This is a genomic window from Aminobacter sp. MDW-2 (assembly GCF_014250155.1).
Taxonomy (GTDB): Bacteria; Pseudomonadota; Alphaproteobacteria; order Rhizobiales; family Rhizobiaceae; genus Aminobacter; species Aminobacter ciceronei.
In genome coordinates, this window is sequence record NZ_CP060197.1 from 900526 (window position 1) to 916709 (window position 16184).

Sequence of the window (16184 nt, forward strand, 5' to 3'; positions counted from 1 at the left end):
ACGATCAGCTCCTGAGCGCGCCGCCGGTCTGCTTCTTGACGTTCTCGACGATGCGCGCCGCGAGCGCCTCGAAATCCTGGTCGGTCAGCGTCTTCTCGACCGGCTGGATCGACACCTCGATGGCGATCGACTTCTTGCCTTCGCCGAGCGATGCGCCTTCGAAGACGTCGAAGACCGAGACGCCCGTGATCAGCTTCTTGTCGGCGGCGAGGGCGGCACGCGTCAATGTGCCGGCCTCGACCGCCTTGTCGACGACGAAGGCGAAGTCGCGCTTTACGGCCTGGAAGGCCGACAATTCGAGCTTCGGCTTGGTCTTGGTCGGCTTGGCCTTGGGTTCGGGGATGGCATCAACATAGACCTCGAAGCCGCAGAGCGGGCCCGACACGTCGAGGCCTTCGAGCGTCCTCGGATGGAATTCGCCGAAGGCGCCGAGCACGACCTTGGGGCCGAGCTTGATCACGCCCGAGCGGCCCGGGTGATACCATGCCGGCGCGCCGGTCTCGATCTGCAGCCGATCGACGGGTGCGCCGCAGGCTTCGAGTGCGGCGATGGCATCGGCCTTGGCGTCGAATACGCCGACATTGCCGGCATTGCCCGACCAGTTGCGGCCCGAGCCCTCAAGCTTGGCGGTGCCGCGGCGGATACCAGAGGCGACGCGACGCTGGCCTTCGGCCGTGTCGTTCTCATAGGTGCCGGAGACCTCGAACAGGGCGACGTCGCCGAGGCCGCGGTCGGCATTGCGCTGGGCAGCGGCGATCAGGCCGGGCAGCAGCGACGGCCGCATGTCGGACATGTCCGCTGCGATCGGGTTCGACAGCTTGAGGCTGTCCTGGCCGCCGCCGAACAGCTCGGCGTGCCTGGCCGGGATGAACGACCAGGTGACGGCCTCCATCATGCCGCGCACGGCGAGCGCGCGCCGCGCCGAGCGGGTGCGAATCTGCAGCGTGGTCAGGATCTTGCCGTTGACGGCGTCATGCGCGCCCAGCGGCTGCGGCGCGATGTTGTCGACGCCGTGGATGCGCATGACCTCCTCGACCAGGTCGGCCTTGCCGTCGACGTCGGGACGCCAGGACGGCACGGAAACCTCGACGACGTCGCCATCGCCGCTCACGCCAAAGCCGAGGCGGGTGAGGATGTCGAGGCTCTCGGCCTTCGGCACCTCGATACCGGTCAGGCGCTTGACCTCGGACAATGGCAAGGAGACGACCTTGGCCGTGTGACCGGCATAACCTGTCACATCGGTCCTGGTCGGCTGGCCACCGCAGAGTTCCAGCACCAGCTTCGTTGCCAGCTCGACACCCGGAACCATGAATTCGGGGTCGACACCACGCTCGAAGCGGTAGCGCGCATCGGTGATGATGCCGAGCGTGCGGCCGGTACGGGCGACGTTGAGCGGGGCCCACAGCGCCGACTCGATCAGCACGTCCGTCGTGTTCTCGTCGCAGCCCGAATGCTCGCCGCCCATGACGCCGGCGATGGATTCGACGCCATTGTCATCCGCGATGACGCACATCTCCGATGTCAGCGCGTATTCGCGGCCGTCGAGCGCCAGCACCTTGTCGCCTTCGCGGCCACGGCGGACGACGAGATTGCCGGCAACCTTGCTGGCGTCGAAGACGTGCAGCGGACGGCCATGGTCGAAGGTGACGTAATTGGTGATGTCGACCAGCGCGTTGATGGGCCTGAGGCCGATGGCCAGCAGGCGCTGCTGCATCCATTTGGGCGAGGGACCGTTCTTGACGCCGCGCACAAGGCGCAGCGCGAAACCCGGGCAGAGCTCCGGCGCCTCGATCGACACCTTGACCGGGCATTCGCCATCACCGGCGACCGGCTCGACCTTACCGCCCTTGAGCGTGCCGAGGCCGGACGCCGCGAGATCGCGGGCGATGCCATGGACGCTGGTGGCGTCGGGACGGTTCGGCGTCAGGTTGATCTCGATGACCGGGTCGTCGAGATGCGCGTAGGCCGCGAAGGACGTGCCGACCGGCGCATCAGCCGGCAGGTCGATGATGCCATTATGCTCATCCGACAGCTGAAGCTCGCGCTCGGAGCACATCATGCCGTGGCTTTCAACGCCGCGGATCTTGCCGACCGACAGCGTCACGTCGATGCCGGGCACATAGGCGCCGGGAGCGGCGAAGGCGCCGATCAGCCCGGCCCGTGCATTGGGCGCGCCGCAGACCACCTGGACGGGCTTGCCGTCACCGGTGTCGACTGTGAGAACCTGCAGCTTGTCGGCGTCGGGATGCCTGTTTGCCGTCAGCACCTTGGCAATGACGAAAGGCTTGAGGGCCGCCTTGTCGTCGACGGACTCAACTTCGAGGCCGATCGACGTCAGGCGCTCGACGATCTGGTCGAGCGAGGCGTCGGTGTCGAGATGATCCTTGAGCCAGGAGAGGGTGAATTTCATGGGTTCACTCGTTTCGTGTCGTTGCGGTCGAGCACTTCCACCACCCGGAACCGCTCACAAACCAAAATCATGTCAGGCGAAAAGCCGCCATTGCGGGCGAAATAGGCCTCGTGGGCCTGACGCCAATATTCATAGGACAGGTCACCCTCGCCTTCCGCGGCGGCAAACTCCGCATCGACCTCGTCGAAGCGGCGCTGGATCGCCTCGACGGTTTCGATGACAGCGGCACGGCGGCCCTGGCCGTCGAGCACGACATCCCTGCGGCCGACCTCGGGCACCGGCTCAGCGCCGCCGTAGTCGCGCAAGGCGCCGCAGGTCGCGGTCTTACGCCCTGACAGCACCAGCGCCAGCAGCTCGTCGGCGAGCTCCGGGCTGTCGCCGAAGGCGAAGGTCACCGCACCGGCATATCGGTCGGCAGCGTCACTCATGCGCTCAGGCCACCGAACAGGGTCGGCATGTCGAGCGGGCGGAAGCCATAGTGCTGGAGCCAGCGGACATCGGCGTCGAAGAAAGCGCGCAGATCGGGCATGCCGTATTTCAGCATGGCGATGCGGTCGATACCCATGCCCCAGGCGAAGCCCTGATACTCGTCGGGATCGAGGCCGCCATGGCGCAGCACGTTCGGGTGCACCATGCCGCAGCCGAGGATCTCCATCCAGTCGTTGCCTTCGCCGAAACGTACTTCGCCGGGACGCGAACGGTCGCATTGGATGTCGACCTCGAGGCTCGGCTCGGTGAACGGGAAGAAGGACGGACGGAAGCGCATCTTGACCGAGGGGACCTCGAAGAACGCCTTGCAGAACTCCTCCAGCACCCACTTCATGTTGGCGATGTTGGCGGTCTTGTCGATCACCAGGCCCTCGACCTGATGGAACATCGGCGAGTGCGTGGCGTCCGAATCCTGGCGATAGGTCTTGCCGGGAATGACGATGCGGATCGGCGGCTTCTGCGTCTCCATGGTGCGGATCTGCACCGGCGAGGTGTGGGTGCGCAAAAGCTTGCGCTCGCCATTCTGGTCGGGCGGGAAGAAGAACGTGTCGTGCATCTCGCGCGCCGGGTGGCCGACGGGGAAGTTGAGCGCGGTGAAATTGTAGTGGTCGGTCTCGACATCGGGACCTTCGGCGATGGCAAAGCCGAGGTCGCCAAAAATCGCCGCGATCTCGTCGATGACCTGGCTGATTGGATGGATGCGGCCGCGCTCGGCCGGCGACTGACGCACCGGCAAGGTGACATCGATCTTCTCGGCGACGAGGCGGGCGGTAATGGCGACATCGCGCAACTCGCTCTTGCGGGCCGAGAGCGCGTCGGTGACCCGGTTCTTCAGGCCGTTGATCGCCGGCCCCTTGGTCTGGCGCTCTTCGGCGCTCATCGCGCCGAGGGTCTTCAGCATCTCCGAGACCGAGCCCTTCTTGCCGAGGGCGGCGACGCGCACCGCCTCGACCGCCTGCTCGTCGGAGGCCGAAGCGATGTCGCTCAGCAGCGATTGTTCGAGAGTTTCAAGATCGCTCATGGTCCAGTTCCGTTGCGGCCCTGCGGCCCTTCGTTGCGGCAAAAGAAAAACCCGCGCCAGCCGTGCCAGCGCGGGTTCCCCAAATCAAGTCTGTGATGCTTGGGAAGGCGCTGGTTAAGCTACAGCGCTTTCAAAAGCATTTGGCGTGGTGTTCTTGAGGTACTCAAGAGCAACCTTGGCCTTGGCCACGAGTGCGGCGAATGCCTGCGGCTCATGGATAGCCATGTCGGAGAGGATCTTGCGATCGATCTCGATGTTGGCCTTGTTCAGGCCGTCGATGAAGCGGCCATATGTCAGGCCGTGCTCGCGGACCGCGGCGTTGATGCGCTGGACCCACAGGGCGCGGAAGTTGCGCTTGCGGTTCTTGCGGTCGCGGTAAGCGTACTGCTTCGACTTTTCCACCGCCTGCTTGGCAATGCGGATGGTGTTCTTGCGGCGGCCGTAGAAACCCTTGGCCTGCTCGAGAACCTTCTTGTGCTTGGCGTGGGCGGTTACGCCCCTTTTGACGCGTGCCATGTCATGATCTCCTTAAACGTTGTCCAGGCCGGGCTCAGAGGCCGTTCGGCAGAAAATTCTTGATGACCTTCTTGGCATCCGGTTCAGCCAGAACCATCGTGCCGCGAGCATCGCGAATGAACTTGTTGGAACGCTTGATCATGCCATGGCGCTTGCCTGCGGCAGCCGCCAGGACCTTGCCAGTCGCGGTAACCTTGAACCGCTTCTTGGCAGCCGATTTGGTCTTCATCTTGGGCATTTTGCTACTCCGTTCTTCAGGATCCCGCGGCACCCGAAAGTGCTTCGAAATCCCTTCATGTTGTTGTTTTCAGGCCGACCAAAGCCCGAAAAGCAAATGAAACCGCCACGGCATGCCCTGCCGGGCGGTTCTGGGACGCGGCTATATACGCGGAAGTTTGGCGCAGTGCAACACCCTGAAACGGCCGCAACCGCAATGTTTCCGCGGCCTCAGGGGAGGCGGAACAGCACCGGTAGCGCGCCGGTGACCTGGGCGTGGTCGATCAGCTCGAAAACGGGCAGGGCGACGAGAAACACCAGGCCGTCGAGCAAGGTGTTGAGCAAAAGCTTGGGCCGGAAACTGCCGGTGTCGCCTTCCTGATAGAGCGAGAGCTTCGGGAAGAAACGCGGCACCCTTTCGACATAGGCCTTGTAGGCGGCGCCGAAAAGCGCTTCGAGATGCCGCTCCTCACGCAGAATGACCACATGGAAGGCCAGCGCGCACAGTACGGCAAAGCCGATCGTGGCGACGATCGACCCCATCTGCGCGCCGACGCCGGCGGCCGCCAGCGTCGAAAAGACGTAGAGCGGGTTGCGGGTCATCGAATAGGGCCCGCCGGTGACGACCTCACCCGATTTGCGCCCGCCGATATAGAGCGTGCACCACAGGCGGCCGACGATGCCGAGGAAGATCAAAAGGATGCCGACCATCTCGACGACTTCGTGGACGGTGGTGTCGGGCGGAAAGGTCGACTGGCCGAACAGCAAGGCCGCGAACATCGCAACGATCAGCACGGCCAACACGAGGCGGCGCATGCTCTGGTACCGGCCCAGGCCTGATGTGTCGTCGTTGCTCATGCGGCCAAACACTCCAGCCGCCCTGCGCGGGCAGGTCAGCCTTTTGGCACCACTGTCGGGGAAAATAGCCCCGGCGGATGCCGGGGCATCGGTGCATTGCGCGCCCGTCTGGGCGCGCAACATGGCATCAGCGTGGCGCCAGCACCATCATCATCTGACGGCCTTCGAGCTTGGGCTCGGCTTCGACCTTGGCGATGGTGGCGACTTCCTCGCGCACCTTGTTGAGAAGCTGCATGCCGAGTTCCATGTGCGCCATTTCGCGGCCACGGAAACGCAACGTCAGCTTGACCTTGTCGCCTTCCTCGAAGAAGCGTCGCACCGCCTTCATCTTGGTCTCGTAGTCATGGCTGTCGATGTTCGGGCGCATCTTGATCTCCTTGATCTCGATGACCTTCTGGTTCTTGCGCGCCTCGGCCGCCTTCTTCTGGTTGGCGTATTTCAGCTTGCCGAGGTCAAGGATCTTGACGACGGGCGGCGTGGCGTTGGGGGAAATCTCTACGAGATCGAGGCCTGCCTCTTCGGCGGCCAGGAGTGCGTCGTTGATGGAAACATCGCCACGGTTCGAACCGTCGACGTCGATCAGTTGGACCCGGGGAACCCGGATGTCACGGTTGGAACGCGGGCCGTCCTTGGTAGGCGCGGCTGCTTTAAAAGGTCTGCGAATGGTCGTGGTCTCCTCGAGCCATTGACGTTGTTGAATGTCTGACGCGCCAATGTGGGTAGCGCGCGGGCGAAGTCAATAACACAGCACTCGCAACAAATCACCTGCTTCTGCGCATGCGAACTGCCCCAAAATAACGATTCTTGGGGCACTTTCCGCATCAGGCCGGCTGTGCCACAAGTCCCAGCCAAGGGGATTTGACATGACTGCAAGCGCACCGGACTTCATCGAGGTCGAAGGCAACCGTATCGCCTTGAGGTACCAGCCGGGCCAGGCGCCGGGCGTGGTCTGGCTCGGCGGCTACAAGTCCGACATGCTGGGCACCAAGGCCGAGGCTCTGGCCGCGTGGGCGGCGGGCGAAGGGCGCGCCTTCCTGCGCCACGACTATTCCGGCCATGGTGAGAGCGGCGGCGCCTTTGCCGACGGCACGATCTCCAGGTGGCTGGCCGAAAGCCTTGCGGTGTTCCGCGCGTTCACGACAGGGCCGCAGGTGCTCGTCGGCTCGTCGATGGGCGCCTGGATCGCGCTCAGGATGAACGCCGAGCTAAACAAAGCGGGCGAGGGTGACCGCGTCGCCGGACTGGTGCTGCTGGCGCCGGCGCCGGACTTCACCGCCGAGTTGATCGAGCCCGAACTGACCGAGGCCCAGCGCAGGGACCTGGCCAAGAAAGGCTATTTCGAGGAACCGTCGGACTATTCGCCGGAGCCCTATATCTACACCCGCGCGCTGATCGAGGACGGCCGCAACAACCTCGTCATGACAGGGCCGATCCACACCCATTGCCCCGTCCACATCATCCAGGGCCTTGCCGACCCCGACGTGCCGCACAGCCATGCGCTGAAGCTGATGAGCCTTCTGCCCGCCGACGACGCAACGCTGTCGCTGGTGCCAAACGGCGATCATCGCCTGTCACGGCCCCAGGATCTCGAGCTGCTGACCCGCGCAGTCGGCGAAACCATCGCGCGGGCCGGCTGAGCCGATGCGCATCTCGATCCCGATCTCGGCCTTTGTCGCGGCCATCGTCGGCTTCGGCAGTACACTCGCCATCATCGTCGCCGCCGCCGACGCGGTCGGCGCGACGCAGGTGCAGACGGCGAGCTGGGTCACCGCCATCTGCCTCGCCATGGCCTTCGAGACGGCCTGGCTGTCTTGGCGGACCAGGATGCCGGTCATCTCGGCCTGGTCGACGCCGGGTGCGGCGCTGATCGCCGCGAGCAGCGGCTTTACCATCAACGAGGCTGTCGGCGCCTTCCTGGTGGCAGGCGTGCTCCTGGTGCTGACCGGGCTGATCAAGCCGCTGACGCAGCTGATCTCGCGCATCCCGGCCTCCGTCGCCTCGGGCATGCTGGCCGGCATCGTCGTCACCTTCGCCATCAATGCCGCCAAGGCCGTGCCCACTGACCCGTGGCTGATCCTGCCGCTGATCGGCGCGTTCTTCCTGGTCCGGCTCTACAATCCGGCATTGTCGGTGCTGGTGGTGCTGGTTGGCGGCGGGCTTGCTGCATTCCTCACCGGCCGCGTCGGCACTCTGCCCGTGCCGGAACTGTCGACACTGACGCTGATCGCGCCCGAATTCACGCTGACCGCGACGATCGGCCTGGCGCTGCCGCTCTATCTCGTCACCATGGCCTCGCAGAACCTGTCCGGCCTCGCCGTGCTGCGCGCCGCCGGCTACAACCCCGAGCCCGGCCCGCTGATCGGGGTGACCGGGCTGCTTTCGGTGCTGTCGGCGCCATTCGGCGCCTCGACCACCAACCTCGCCGCGATCTCGGCTGCGATCTGCACCGGTCCAGACGTGCACCCCGACATGAAGGAGCGCTGGAAGACCGGGCCATTCTATGCGCTCGCCTATCTTGTCTTCGCCGCGTTCGGCGCGTCTCTGGTGGCGGTGTTTGCCGTGCTGCCGCCGAGCTTGATCGTGCTTGTTGCCGGGCTCGGGTTGGTGTCGTCGCTGGCCAATGCACTCGCCATTGCGCTCAAGGACGACCATCACCGCATGGCGGCGACGATCGCTTTCGTCGTCACCGCATCGGGGCTGACTTTGCTCGGCGTCGGCTCGGCCTTCTGGGGACTGGTCGCAGGGCTTGTCGTGCTGGTGCTCGAGAACTTCAAAAAAGGCTAGCTTTCCCAAAGCCTTGTCCGGTTTTGGCCGGCGTCGTCTTGAATCGCCATTTTTGCTTTCCCATGTCGATGTGAGCAGCATTTTTCCCCTGCTGCCTCGAACAAAGGAACGGCAATCTACTATGAACACGACTGCACTGATCCGTCCGGCTTGGACGCCGGCAACCATCGCGTTGATGGTGATCGGCTTCATGGTGTTCTGGCCGCTCGGCCTCGCCATGCTTGCCTACATCATCTGGGGCGACCGGCTTGACGGTTTCAAGCGCGACGTCAACCGTGCGACCGACGGCATCTTCGCCGGCTGCCGCAAGGCTTCCTACCGTGCCAACACCCAGACCGGCAACGTCGCCTTCGACGACTGGCGTGAGAAGGAACTCGAGCGCCTGAACGAAGAGCGTCGCAAGCTCGACGAGATGCGCGACGAATTCGACGCCTATGCCCGCGAACTGCGCCGGGCCAAGGACCAGGACGACTTCGACCGCTTCATGGCCAACCGCAACAAGCCGACGGCTCCGACCGTCACGCCCAAGAAGGGCGGCAAGTCGGGCCTGCTTGACGACTGAGGCCACCCCAAGCCGCTGAATGCCAACGGCGCCGTGATCGCGGCGCCGTTTCTATTGCGCCGGCGTTTCTATTGCGCCGTTGTCACTCGAATCATCTAGTCTCGCACCATGTCCTTTGGCTTCTTCCGCAAGCTGACCAAGCCGGCGCCGACACCCGTCCTGGAACGGGACCATGTCGTGGCCGGCCGCACGCTGCCGCTCAGGATCGTCGAGAACGACCGGGCGCGGCGGCTGACTTTGCGCATCGACGCCGGCGGCCGCGGCCTGCGCATCACCGTGCCGCCCGGCCTGCGCCAGGGCGAGGTCGACCGCTTTCTCGACCGTCATCAGGGTTGGCTGGAACAGCGCCTCGCCAAGGTGCCCGACCGGCCGCAGGTGCGTCCCGGCATCAAGATTCCGATCCGCGGTGTACCGCATCTCATCATCCACGAAGGCGGAACGCGCGGCACCGTGCGCCAGTCGCAGGACGAAAGCGGGCCGACGCTCGTCGTCCATGGCGACCGGACGCATTTGCCGCGCCGCATCGCCGACTTCCTCAAGCGCGAGGCCAAGCGCGACATCGAAGCGATGGTGGCCAGGCACAGCGAGGCCGCCGGGCGCCGCGCCAAGGCGATCCGCTTCCGCGACACGACCAGCCGCTGGGGCTCCTGCACCTCTGATGGGGTTCTGTCGTTCTCGTGGCGCATCATGATGGCGCCGACGCCTGTCATCAACTACCTCGTCGCCCACGAGGTCGCACATCTCCGCGAGATGAACCACGGCCCGAAATTCTGGAAGCTGTGCGAAGAACTCTGCCCCGACACCGAGCGCTGCAAGGCGTGGCTCAAGCGCAATGGCGGAGCACTGCAGGCGATCGTGTTTGAGTGAGTAGGGCCTACCCTCCCGCTTGTGGGGAAGGTCGACGCGAAGCGGCGGGCGGCGGTTGGAAGCGCCCACCATCCGACGAAGCGCTCGCTGATCGCTACCCCTGCGGTCCGACCCTCCCCACAAGGGGTGACTACGCCTCCAACCACTCTCCCATGAAATCCAGAAACGCCTGAACCCGTGGCGCGCGGAAACGACCCTTGGGCATGACGGCCCAGAGCGAGATCGGGTCCGAGCGGTTGATGTCTGCGAGGATTTCGATCAACCGGCCTTCGCGAACCGCCTGGCCAACGACAAAATCCGCCAGCCGCACGATGCCATGGCCCTGGACGGCGAGGTCGAACAGCATGCCGACATTGTCGCAACCGAAGTTGCCGGAGGGCTGGAAGCGCACGAGATCGTCGCCACTCGCCAGCGGCCATGTCGTCATCGACGACTGACCCGAAAGCGGAATGCAGTTGTGACCGGTAAGTTCGGTTGCCGAACATGGCGTACCGGCACGCGCCAGATAGGACGGTGCTGCGCAGATCACCCGGCGGCTTTCGGCCAGCTGGCGAGCCACCATGTCGGACCCTGATGTCGGGCTGCCGCGCAGGACGACATCGACTTGCTCGGCGACCGGATCGATAAGCTTGTCAGTGAGGCTGAGATCGACAGTCACTTCGGGGTAGCGCCTGAGAAACTCCGGAATGGCGTGCAGCAGTGTCTGGCGCGCGAAGCCGGTGCTGGAATTGACGCGCAGGAGCCCCTTGGGCCTGGCGCGCGCCGACGCGACGTCGGCTTCAGCGAGATCGATGAGTTCGAGCACCTCGCGCGCCCGCTCGAGGAACAGCGTGCCCTCCGAGGTCAGCGCCAGCCGGCGTGTCGTGCGCGTCAGCAATCGGACACCGAGCCGGTCCTCGAGCCGCGACACCAGTTTCGACAGGGCCGACGGCGTGATGCGCAGGTCGTCGGCGGCTTTGGCGAAGGAGCCGAGATCGACGATCCGCACAAAGGCCTTCATGTCTTCGGATGACGCCATATTGCTGATCTCAGTTCATGAATGCACCAACAGGATAGCTGATTATGTACAGACCTGGAAATGATACGTCTCGGGCATGGTTTCACCGAGGACCCAGCCATGACGTCCCGTCAGCACCACCCCGCATCAGTTCCGTCAGCGCACGACACAATCGACTACAACCGCTTCCGGGCGATCGCCGCACATCAGCGTCGCCTGGCGATCGCCCATTTTTCCCGTGCCGCGCGTCGCTTCCTGACCGCGATGTTTCGCAAGCTTTTCTCGACTCGGCCGGCTTTTCGTGCCAATCCCGGCGCATGGCACTCGACATCAAGATCTGCGGCCTCAGCACCGCTGAAACCTTCGACGCCGCTCTAGGCAATGGCGCGAGCCATGTCGGGTTCATCTTCTTTGCCAAAAGCCCGCGCAACGTCTCGCCCGCTCTCGCCGGGCAGCTGCGCCAGTCCGCCACAGGCCGCGCCGAGGCGGTAGCCGTCACGGTCGACGCCGACGACGCCTTTCTCGACGCGATCGTGGCTGCCGTTAAGCCCGACATGCTGCAGCTCCACGGCAAGGAGGCGCCCGAGCGCGTGGCTGACGTAAAGGCCCGATACGGCCTGCCTGTGATGAAGGCCTTCTCCATTCGCGAAGCCCAGGACTTCGACGCGATCGTGCCTTATGGCGAGGTCGCCGATCGTCTGCTATTCGACGCCAAACCGCCCGCGGGGTCCGAATTGCCCGGCGGCAACGGCGTTTCCTTCGACTGGCGGTTGCTTGCGGGCCTTGACGCCTCCGTCGATTACATGCTTTCCGGTGGTTTGAACGCCGCCAATATCGGCGACGCCCTCAGGCTCGCAAACCCGCCCGGCATCGACATTTCCTCGGGCGTGGAAAGCGCACCCGGCGTCAAGGATGCGGCGCTGATCGACAATTTCTTCAGGGCCGTCCGGGCCGCGCGCGAAGACAGCGCCGCCTGAGTGAGCCTCCAGCCGCAAGGAGATCGGCCTTGAACCAGCCGGCAGAGCCCAATTCCTTCCGCACCGGACCCGACGAGCAGGGCATGTTCGGCATCTTCGGCGGCCGTTTCGTCGCCGAGACGCTGATGCCGCTGATCCTCGACCTGCAGCGCCACTGGGACGAGGCCAAGAACGACCCGGCCTTCAAGGCGGAACTCAACGAGCTGTCGACCTTTTATGCCGGCCGGCCGTCCAAGCTCTACTACGCCGAAGGCCTGACCCGGCATCTTCGTGACGTTTCCTCGGCGAAGGGCCTCGGGGGCGGCGCCAAGATCTATTTCAAGCGCGAGGACCTGAACCACACCGGCTCGCACAAGATCAACAATTGCCTGGGCCAGATCCTGCTCGCCAAGCGCATGGGCAAGACCCGTATCATCGCCGAAACCGGCGCCGGCCAGCATGGTGTTGCTTCCGCAACCGTCGCCGCCCGCTTCGGCTTCCCCTGCTTCGTCTATATGGGCGCCACCGACGTCGAACGGCAGAAGCCAAACGTCTTCCGCATGAAGCTCTTGGGTGCCGAAGTGCGCCCGGTCAGCGCCGGCCACGGCACGCTGAAGGACGCCATGAACGAAGCGTTGCGTGACTGGGTCACCAACGTGCACGACACCTATTACCTGATCGGCACCGCCGCCGGCCCGCACCCCTATCCCGAGCTCGTCCGCGACTTCCAGTCGGTGATCGGCACCGAGGCGCGGGCCCAGATCCTCGAGCAGGAGGGGCGCCTGCCCGACATGATCGTTGCTGCCGTCGGCGGCGGCTCGAACGCCATTGGCCTGTTCCACCCTTTCCTCGACGACCGCAGCGTCAAGATCGTCGGCATCGAAGCCGGCGGACGTGGCCTCGACGGCATCGAGCACTGCGCCTCGATGAGCGCTGGTCGCCCCGGCGTGCTGCACGGCAACCGCACCTACCTGTTGCAGAACAATGACGGCCAGATCCTCGACGGCCACTCGATCTCCGCCGGTCTCGACTATCCCGGCGTTGGCCCCGAACATAGCTGGCTCCGCGACAGCGGCCGCGTCGACTATGTGCCGATCCTCGACGACGAAGCGCTGGAGGCGTTCCAGCTGACCACCAAGGTGGAAGGCATCATCCCGGCGCTCGAATCCGCCCATGCCATCGCGCATGCGGTCAAGGTTGCGCCTACGATGGGCAAGGACAAGGTGATGATCGTCAACCTCTCCGGCCGTGGCGACAAGGACGTGCATACGGTGGCCAAGATGCTGGGCATGGAGATCTGATCATGACGACCACCCGCATCGACCGCCGCATGGCAAAGCTGAAGGCCGAGGGACGCCCGGCGCTCGTGACCTATTTCATGGGCGGCGACCCTGACTACGAAACCTCGCTGTCGATCATGAAGGCACTGCCCAAGGCGGGCAGCGACGTCATCGAGCTCGGCATGCCGTTTTCCGACCCGATGGCCGATGGCCCGGCGATCCAGGCCGCCGGCCTGCGCGCGCTGAAGGCCGGTCAGACGCTGGCCAAGACGCTCAAACTGGCGCGCGAGTTCCGCCAGGGCGACAACGACACGCCGATCGTCATGATGGGCTATTACAACCCGATCTACATCTACGGCGTCGACCGCTTCCTGACCGACGCTGTCGCCTCGGGTATAGATGGGCTGATCATCGTCGACCTGCCGCCGGAGATGGACGCCGAACTGTGTATCCCTGCACTCAAGGCCGGCATCAACTTCATCCGCCTGGCAACGCCGACGACCGACGACAAGCGCCTGCCGAAGGTGCTCGAAAACACGTCGGGCTTTGTCTACTACGTCTCGATGACCGGCATCACCGGCTCGGCGCTGGCTGACACGACCAAGGTGGCGGAGGCGGTGAACCGCATCAAGGCGCACACCGATCTCCCCGTCTGTGTCGGCTTCGGCGTCAAGACCGCCGAGCAGGCACGCACCATCGGCGCATCGGCCGACGGCGTGGTCGTCGGCACAGCGATCGTCAATGCCGTGGCCAACGTCCTGGGCCCGAAGGGTGAAAAGACCGCCGACCCGGCCGAAGCCGTGGCGACGCTGGTTACCGGCTTGTCCCAAGGCGTTCGCGCCGCACGCCTTGCTCCCGCCCAATAAATACCCCATGTCCTGGGCTCGAAGAGGACCACTGCCATGAACTGGATTACCAATTACGTCCGCCCCAAGATCAACTCGATGCTTGGCCGCCGGGAAATGCCCGACAATCTCTGGATCAAGGATCCCGAGAGCGGCGAGATGGTGTTCCACAAGGACCTCGAGGAAAACCAGTACGTCATCCCGTCTTCGGGCCATCACATGAAGATTTCGGCGAAGGAGCGGCTGCGCTTCTTCTTCGACGAGGGCCGCTACGAGATCATCGAGAACCCCAAGGTCGTGACCGACCCGCTGAAGTTCCGCGATGAGAAGCGCTATGTCGACCGCCTCAAGGACGCCAAGACCAAGACCGGTCTCGAAGACGCGATCCTGTCGGGCACCGGCAAGATCGAGGGCCTGCCCGTCGTCGTCACCGTGCAGGACTTCGCCTTCATGGGCGGTTCGCTCGGCATGGCCGCAGGCGACGCCATCATCCGCGCCTTCGAGGTTGCGCTGGAGAAGAAGCGTCCGCTGATCCTGTTCGCTGCCTCGGGCGGCGCGCGCATGCAGGAAGGCATCTTGTCGCTGATGCAGCTGCCACGCACGACTGTCGCAGTCGACCGGCTCAAGGAAGCCGGCCTGCCCTATATCGTGGTGCTGACCAATCCGACGACCGGCGGCGTCACCGCCTCCTACGCGATGCTGGGCGACGTCCATATTGCCGAGCCCGGTGCGCTGATCGGCTTCGCCGGCCCGCGCGTCATCGAGCAGACCATCCGCGAGAAGCTGCCTGAGGGCTTCCAGCGCTCGGAGTACCTGATGGACCACGGCATGGTCGACATGGTGGTGTCGCGGCTCGAGATGAAATCGACGGTTGCCAACCTGCTCAAGATCCTGACCAAGGCACCGGTGGCGGCCAAGGCTGTCGAAGCCGAGATTCTGCCACCCGTCGTGCCGGTGCCGGAACGCCGCCCGCAGGCCTGATACGACCGCAGCAGCGTAGCGCCCGAGGAAATGCCATGACCACGCTCGAAGCCGATCTCGAAATCGAGCGCCTGTTGGCGCTCCATCCGAAGGGCTTCGACCTTTCGCTCGACCGCATCACCCGGCTGCTCGAAAGGCTGGGCAATCCGCAGGACCACATGCCGCCGGTGATCCACATCGCCGGCACCAATGGCAAGGGCTCGTGCGCGGCGTTCTCGCGTGCGCTGCTCGAAGCCCAGGGTCTGCTGGTCCATGTCCACACCTCGCCGCATCTGGTGAACTGGCACGAACGCTACCGCCTGGCAGCGCCGGGCGGCGGCAAGCTTGTCGCCGACGACGTGCTGGCGGATGCCGTACGCCGCGTCGGCGAAGCCAATCGCGGCGAGAAGATCACCGTCTTCGAGATCCTCACGGCCGTCACGTTCGTTCTGTTCTCGGAGCATCCGGCCGACGCCTGCATCATAGAGGTCGGGCTTGGCGGGCGCTTCGACGCCACCAATGTCATCAAGCGCTCGGCGGTGTCGGTGATCATGCCGGTGTCGATGGACCACGAGGCCTATCTTGGCGACAAGGTCGAGCTGATCGCCGCCGAGAAAGCCGGCATCATCAAGCGCGGTTGCCCGGTCGTCGTCGGCGCGCAGGAGACCGAGGCGGCACAGCAGGTGCTGATCGACACTGCCGAGCGGCTCAATTGCCCACTTGAGGTTTATGGCCAGGATTTCGTCGCCTTCGAGGAAAACGGCCGCATGATCTACCAGGACCAGACCGGCCTGCTGGACCTGTCACCGCCACGCCTGCCCGGACGTCACCAGTTCGCCAATGCAGCCGCCGCGATCGCCGCGGTGAAGGCCGCCGGCTTCCCGGTCGACGAACGCACCGCCGACAAGGCGATGGCGTCGGTGGCCTGGCCCGGTCGCATGCAGCGCCTGCCGCAGGGCGCACTCAGCGAGCTGGCGCCGAAGGGCGCCGAGGTCTGGGTCGACGGCGGCCACAATCCCGGCGCCGGGACCGTCATTGCCGAGGCCCTGACCGAGCAGGAGGAGAAGTTCCCGCGCCCGCTGTTCCTGATCTCCGGCATGATCAACACCAAAGACCAGACCGGCTATTTCAAGCCGTTCCACGGCATGGCGCGCCATGTCTACACCGTGCCGGTGACGATGAGCGACGCCGGCGTTCCCAACGAGGAACTGGCTGTGCGCGCCACCGAGGCCGGGCTGTCGGCCGAGCCGGTGAGCTCGGTTGCCAATGCACTGATGCTTTTGCGCGATACCTGGGACGAGAAAGAGCCGGCGCCGCGCATCCTGATCGGCGGCTCGCTCTATCTGGTGGGCGAGGTGCTGGCGGCCAACGGCACGCCGCCGACCTGAGGGCCTGTCCAGCGGCCATTCGAGATACAAAAAAG

17 protein-coding genes are annotated in these 16184 nt (G+C 64.8%); 9 read left to right on the plus strand and 8 right to left on the minus strand.

The window, feature by feature from the left end; all coding sequences use genetic code 11:
• Window positions 1-4: 4 nt before the first annotated feature.
• The 7 genes from pheT to infC all read right to left on the minus strand — a co-directional run bounded on the left by pheT (window position 5) and on the right by infC (window position 6174).
• Complete coding sequence (pheT, locus tag H5P29_RS04365) at window positions 5-2410, minus strand: phenylalanine--tRNA ligase subunit beta (RefSeq protein WP_154385269.1); 2406 nt, start codon at window positions 2408-2410, stop codon at window positions 5-7.
• Window positions 2407-2838: an ASCH domain-containing protein gene (locus H5P29_RS04370; RefSeq protein ID WP_067955708.1), complete on the minus strand. Its 432-nt coding sequence runs from the start codon at window positions 2836-2838 to the stop codon at window positions 2407-2409. The genes pheT and H5P29_RS04370 overlap by 4 nt, the downstream gene beginning before the upstream one ends.
• Entirely contained in the window at window positions 2835-3920 is a 1086-nt protein-coding gene (gene pheS / locus H5P29_RS04375) for a phenylalanine--tRNA ligase subunit alpha (RefSeq protein ID WP_067955709.1), read from the minus strand. Before pheS ends, H5P29_RS04370 begins: the two co-directional genes overlap by 4 nt.
• Before the next feature lie 114 nt (window positions 3921-4034).
• A complete protein-coding gene (gene rplT, locus H5P29_RS04380; RefSeq protein WP_067955711.1) occupies window positions 4035-4436 on the minus strand; it encodes a 50S ribosomal protein L20 in 402 nt (133 codons plus the stop codon).
• A gap of 34 nt (window positions 4437-4470) precedes the next feature.
• A complete protein-coding gene (rpmI, locus tag H5P29_RS04385) occupies window positions 4471-4674 on the minus strand; it encodes a 50S ribosomal protein L35 (protein WP_018430570.1) in 204 nt (67 codons plus the stop codon).
• A 209-nt stretch (window positions 4675-4883) separates the two neighbouring features.
• Window positions 4884-5510, minus strand: a complete 627-nt coding sequence (locus tag H5P29_RS04390) for an isoprenylcysteine carboxylmethyltransferase family protein (RefSeq protein ID WP_067965876.1) — start codon at window positions 5508-5510, stop codon at window positions 4884-4886.
• A 127-nt stretch (window positions 5511-5637) separates the two neighbouring features.
• Window positions 5638-6174, minus strand: coding sequence for a translation initiation factor IF-3 (gene infC, locus H5P29_RS04395; protein ID WP_040457142.1), 537 nt, complete (start codon window positions 6172-6174; stop codon window positions 5638-5640).
• 199 nt (window positions 6175-6373) lie between these two features.
• Here infC and H5P29_RS04400 point away from each other — a divergent pair, with 199 nt between their 5' ends.
• The 4 genes from H5P29_RS04400 to H5P29_RS04415 all read left to right on the plus strand — a co-directional run bounded on the left by H5P29_RS04400 (window position 6374) and on the right by H5P29_RS04415 (window position 9723).
• Window positions 6374-7147 carry a carboxylesterase gene (locus tag H5P29_RS04400; protein ID WP_067955716.1) on the plus strand — a complete coding sequence of 258 codons (774 nt, stop codon included), beginning with the start codon at window positions 6374-6376 and terminating at the stop codon, window positions 7145-7147.
• A gap of 4 nt (window positions 7148-7151) precedes the next feature.
• Complete coding sequence (locus H5P29_RS04405) at window positions 7152-8294, plus strand: benzoate/H(+) symporter BenE family transporter (protein WP_067955717.1); 1143 nt, start codon at window positions 7152-7154, stop codon at window positions 8292-8294.
• A 121-nt stretch (window positions 8295-8415) separates the two neighbouring features.
• Window positions 8416-8856 carry a DUF2852 domain-containing protein gene (locus H5P29_RS04410; RefSeq protein ID WP_067955719.1) on the plus strand — a complete coding sequence of 147 codons (441 nt, stop codon included), beginning with the start codon at window positions 8416-8418 and terminating at the stop codon, window positions 8854-8856.
• A gap of 108 nt (window positions 8857-8964) precedes the next feature.
• Entirely contained in the window at window positions 8965-9723 is a 759-nt protein-coding gene (locus H5P29_RS04415; RefSeq protein ID WP_067955721.1) for a M48 family metallopeptidase, read from the plus strand.
• A gap of 130 nt (window positions 9724-9853) precedes the next feature.
• Here the strand turns inward: H5P29_RS04415 and H5P29_RS04420 are convergent, their stop codons facing one another.
• Window positions 9854-10741: a LysR family transcriptional regulator gene (locus tag H5P29_RS04420; RefSeq protein WP_246340766.1), complete on the minus strand. Its 888-nt coding sequence runs from the start codon at window positions 10739-10741 to the stop codon at window positions 9854-9856.
• Window positions 10742-11037: 296 nt separating this feature from the next.
• On the opposite strand from H5P29_RS04420, the gene H5P29_RS04425 reads away from it, so the two are divergent.
• From H5P29_RS04425 to H5P29_RS04445, 5 genes are read left to right on the plus strand one after another with little or no spacing between them, the layout of a single operon-like run.
• Window positions 11038-11697, plus strand: a complete 660-nt coding sequence (locus tag H5P29_RS04425) for a phosphoribosylanthranilate isomerase (protein ID WP_067955723.1) — start codon at window positions 11038-11040, stop codon at window positions 11695-11697.
• Window positions 11698-11726: 29 nt separating this feature from the next.
• Complete coding sequence (trpB, locus tag H5P29_RS04430; RefSeq protein ID WP_067955725.1) at window positions 11727-12977, plus strand: tryptophan synthase subunit beta; 1251 nt, start codon at window positions 11727-11729, stop codon at window positions 12975-12977.
• Window positions 12978-12979: 2 nt separating this feature from the next.
• Window positions 12980-13822: a tryptophan synthase subunit alpha gene (gene trpA / locus H5P29_RS04435; RefSeq protein ID WP_067955727.1), complete on the plus strand. Its 843-nt coding sequence runs from the start codon at window positions 12980-12982 to the stop codon at window positions 13820-13822.
• A 36-nt stretch (window positions 13823-13858) separates the two neighbouring features.
• Complete coding sequence (gene accD / locus H5P29_RS04440; RefSeq protein WP_067955728.1) at window positions 13859-14782, plus strand: acetyl-CoA carboxylase, carboxyltransferase subunit beta; 924 nt, start codon at window positions 13859-13861, stop codon at window positions 14780-14782.
• 35 nt (window positions 14783-14817) lie between these two features.
• Entirely contained in the window at window positions 14818-16149 is a 1332-nt protein-coding gene (locus tag H5P29_RS04445) for a folylpolyglutamate synthase/dihydrofolate synthase family protein (RefSeq protein WP_067955730.1), read from the plus strand.
• Window positions 16150-16184: the final 35 nt, after the last annotated feature.

What these genes read in the sequence shown, in the direction of transcription:
- pheT (WP_154385269.1), bottom strand. Translation starts at nt 2,410, where the DNA reads ATGAAATTCACCCTCTCCTGGCTCAAGGATCATCTCGACACCGACGCC.
- H5P29_RS04370 (WP_067955708.1), bottom strand. Translation starts at nt 2,838, where the DNA reads ATGAGTGACGCTGCCGACCGATATGCCGGTGCGGTGACCTTCGCCTTC.
- pheS (WP_067955709.1), bottom strand. Translation starts at nt 3,920, where the DNA reads ATGAGCGATCTTGAAACTCTCGAACAATCGCTGCTGAGCGACATCGCT.
- rplT (WP_067955711.1), bottom strand. Translation starts at nt 4,436, where the DNA reads ATGGCACGCGTCAAAAGGGGCGTAACCGCCCACGCCAAGCACAAGAAG.
- rpmI (WP_018430570.1), bottom strand. Translation starts at nt 4,674, where the DNA reads ATGCCCAAGATGAAGACCAAATCGGCTGCCAAGAAGCGGTTCAAGGTT.
- H5P29_RS04390 (WP_067965876.1), bottom strand. Translation starts at nt 5,510, where the DNA reads ATGAGCAACGACGACACATCAGGCCTGGGCCGGTACCAGAGCATGCGC.
- H5P29_RS04400 (WP_067955716.1), top strand. Translation starts at nt 6,374, where the DNA reads ATGACTGCAAGCGCACCGGACTTCATCGAGGTCGAAGGCAACCGTATC.
- H5P29_RS04405 (WP_067955717.1), top strand. Translation starts at nt 7,152, where the DNA reads ATGCGCATCTCGATCCCGATCTCGGCCTTTGTCGCGGCCATCGTCGGC.
- H5P29_RS04410 (WP_067955719.1), top strand. Translation starts at nt 8,416, where the DNA reads ATGAACACGACTGCACTGATCCGTCCGGCTTGGACGCCGGCAACCATC.
- H5P29_RS04415 (WP_067955721.1), top strand. Translation starts at nt 8,965, where the DNA reads ATGTCCTTTGGCTTCTTCCGCAAGCTGACCAAGCCGGCGCCGACACCC.
- H5P29_RS04420 (WP_246340766.1), bottom strand. Translation starts at nt 10,741, where the DNA reads ATGGCGTCATCCGAAGACATGAAGGCCTTTGTGCGGATCGTCGATCTC.
- H5P29_RS04425 (WP_067955723.1), top strand. Translation starts at nt 11,038, where the DNA reads ATGGCACTCGACATCAAGATCTGCGGCCTCAGCACCGCTGAAACCTTC.
- trpA (WP_067955727.1), top strand. Translation starts at nt 12,980, where the DNA reads ATGACGACCACCCGCATCGACCGCCGCATGGCAAAGCTGAAGGCCGAG.
- accD (WP_067955728.1), top strand. Translation starts at nt 13,859, where the DNA reads ATGAACTGGATTACCAATTACGTCCGCCCCAAGATCAACTCGATGCTT.
- H5P29_RS04445 (WP_067955730.1), top strand. Translation starts at nt 14,818, where the DNA reads ATGACCACGCTCGAAGCCGATCTCGAAATCGAGCGCCTGTTGGCGCTC.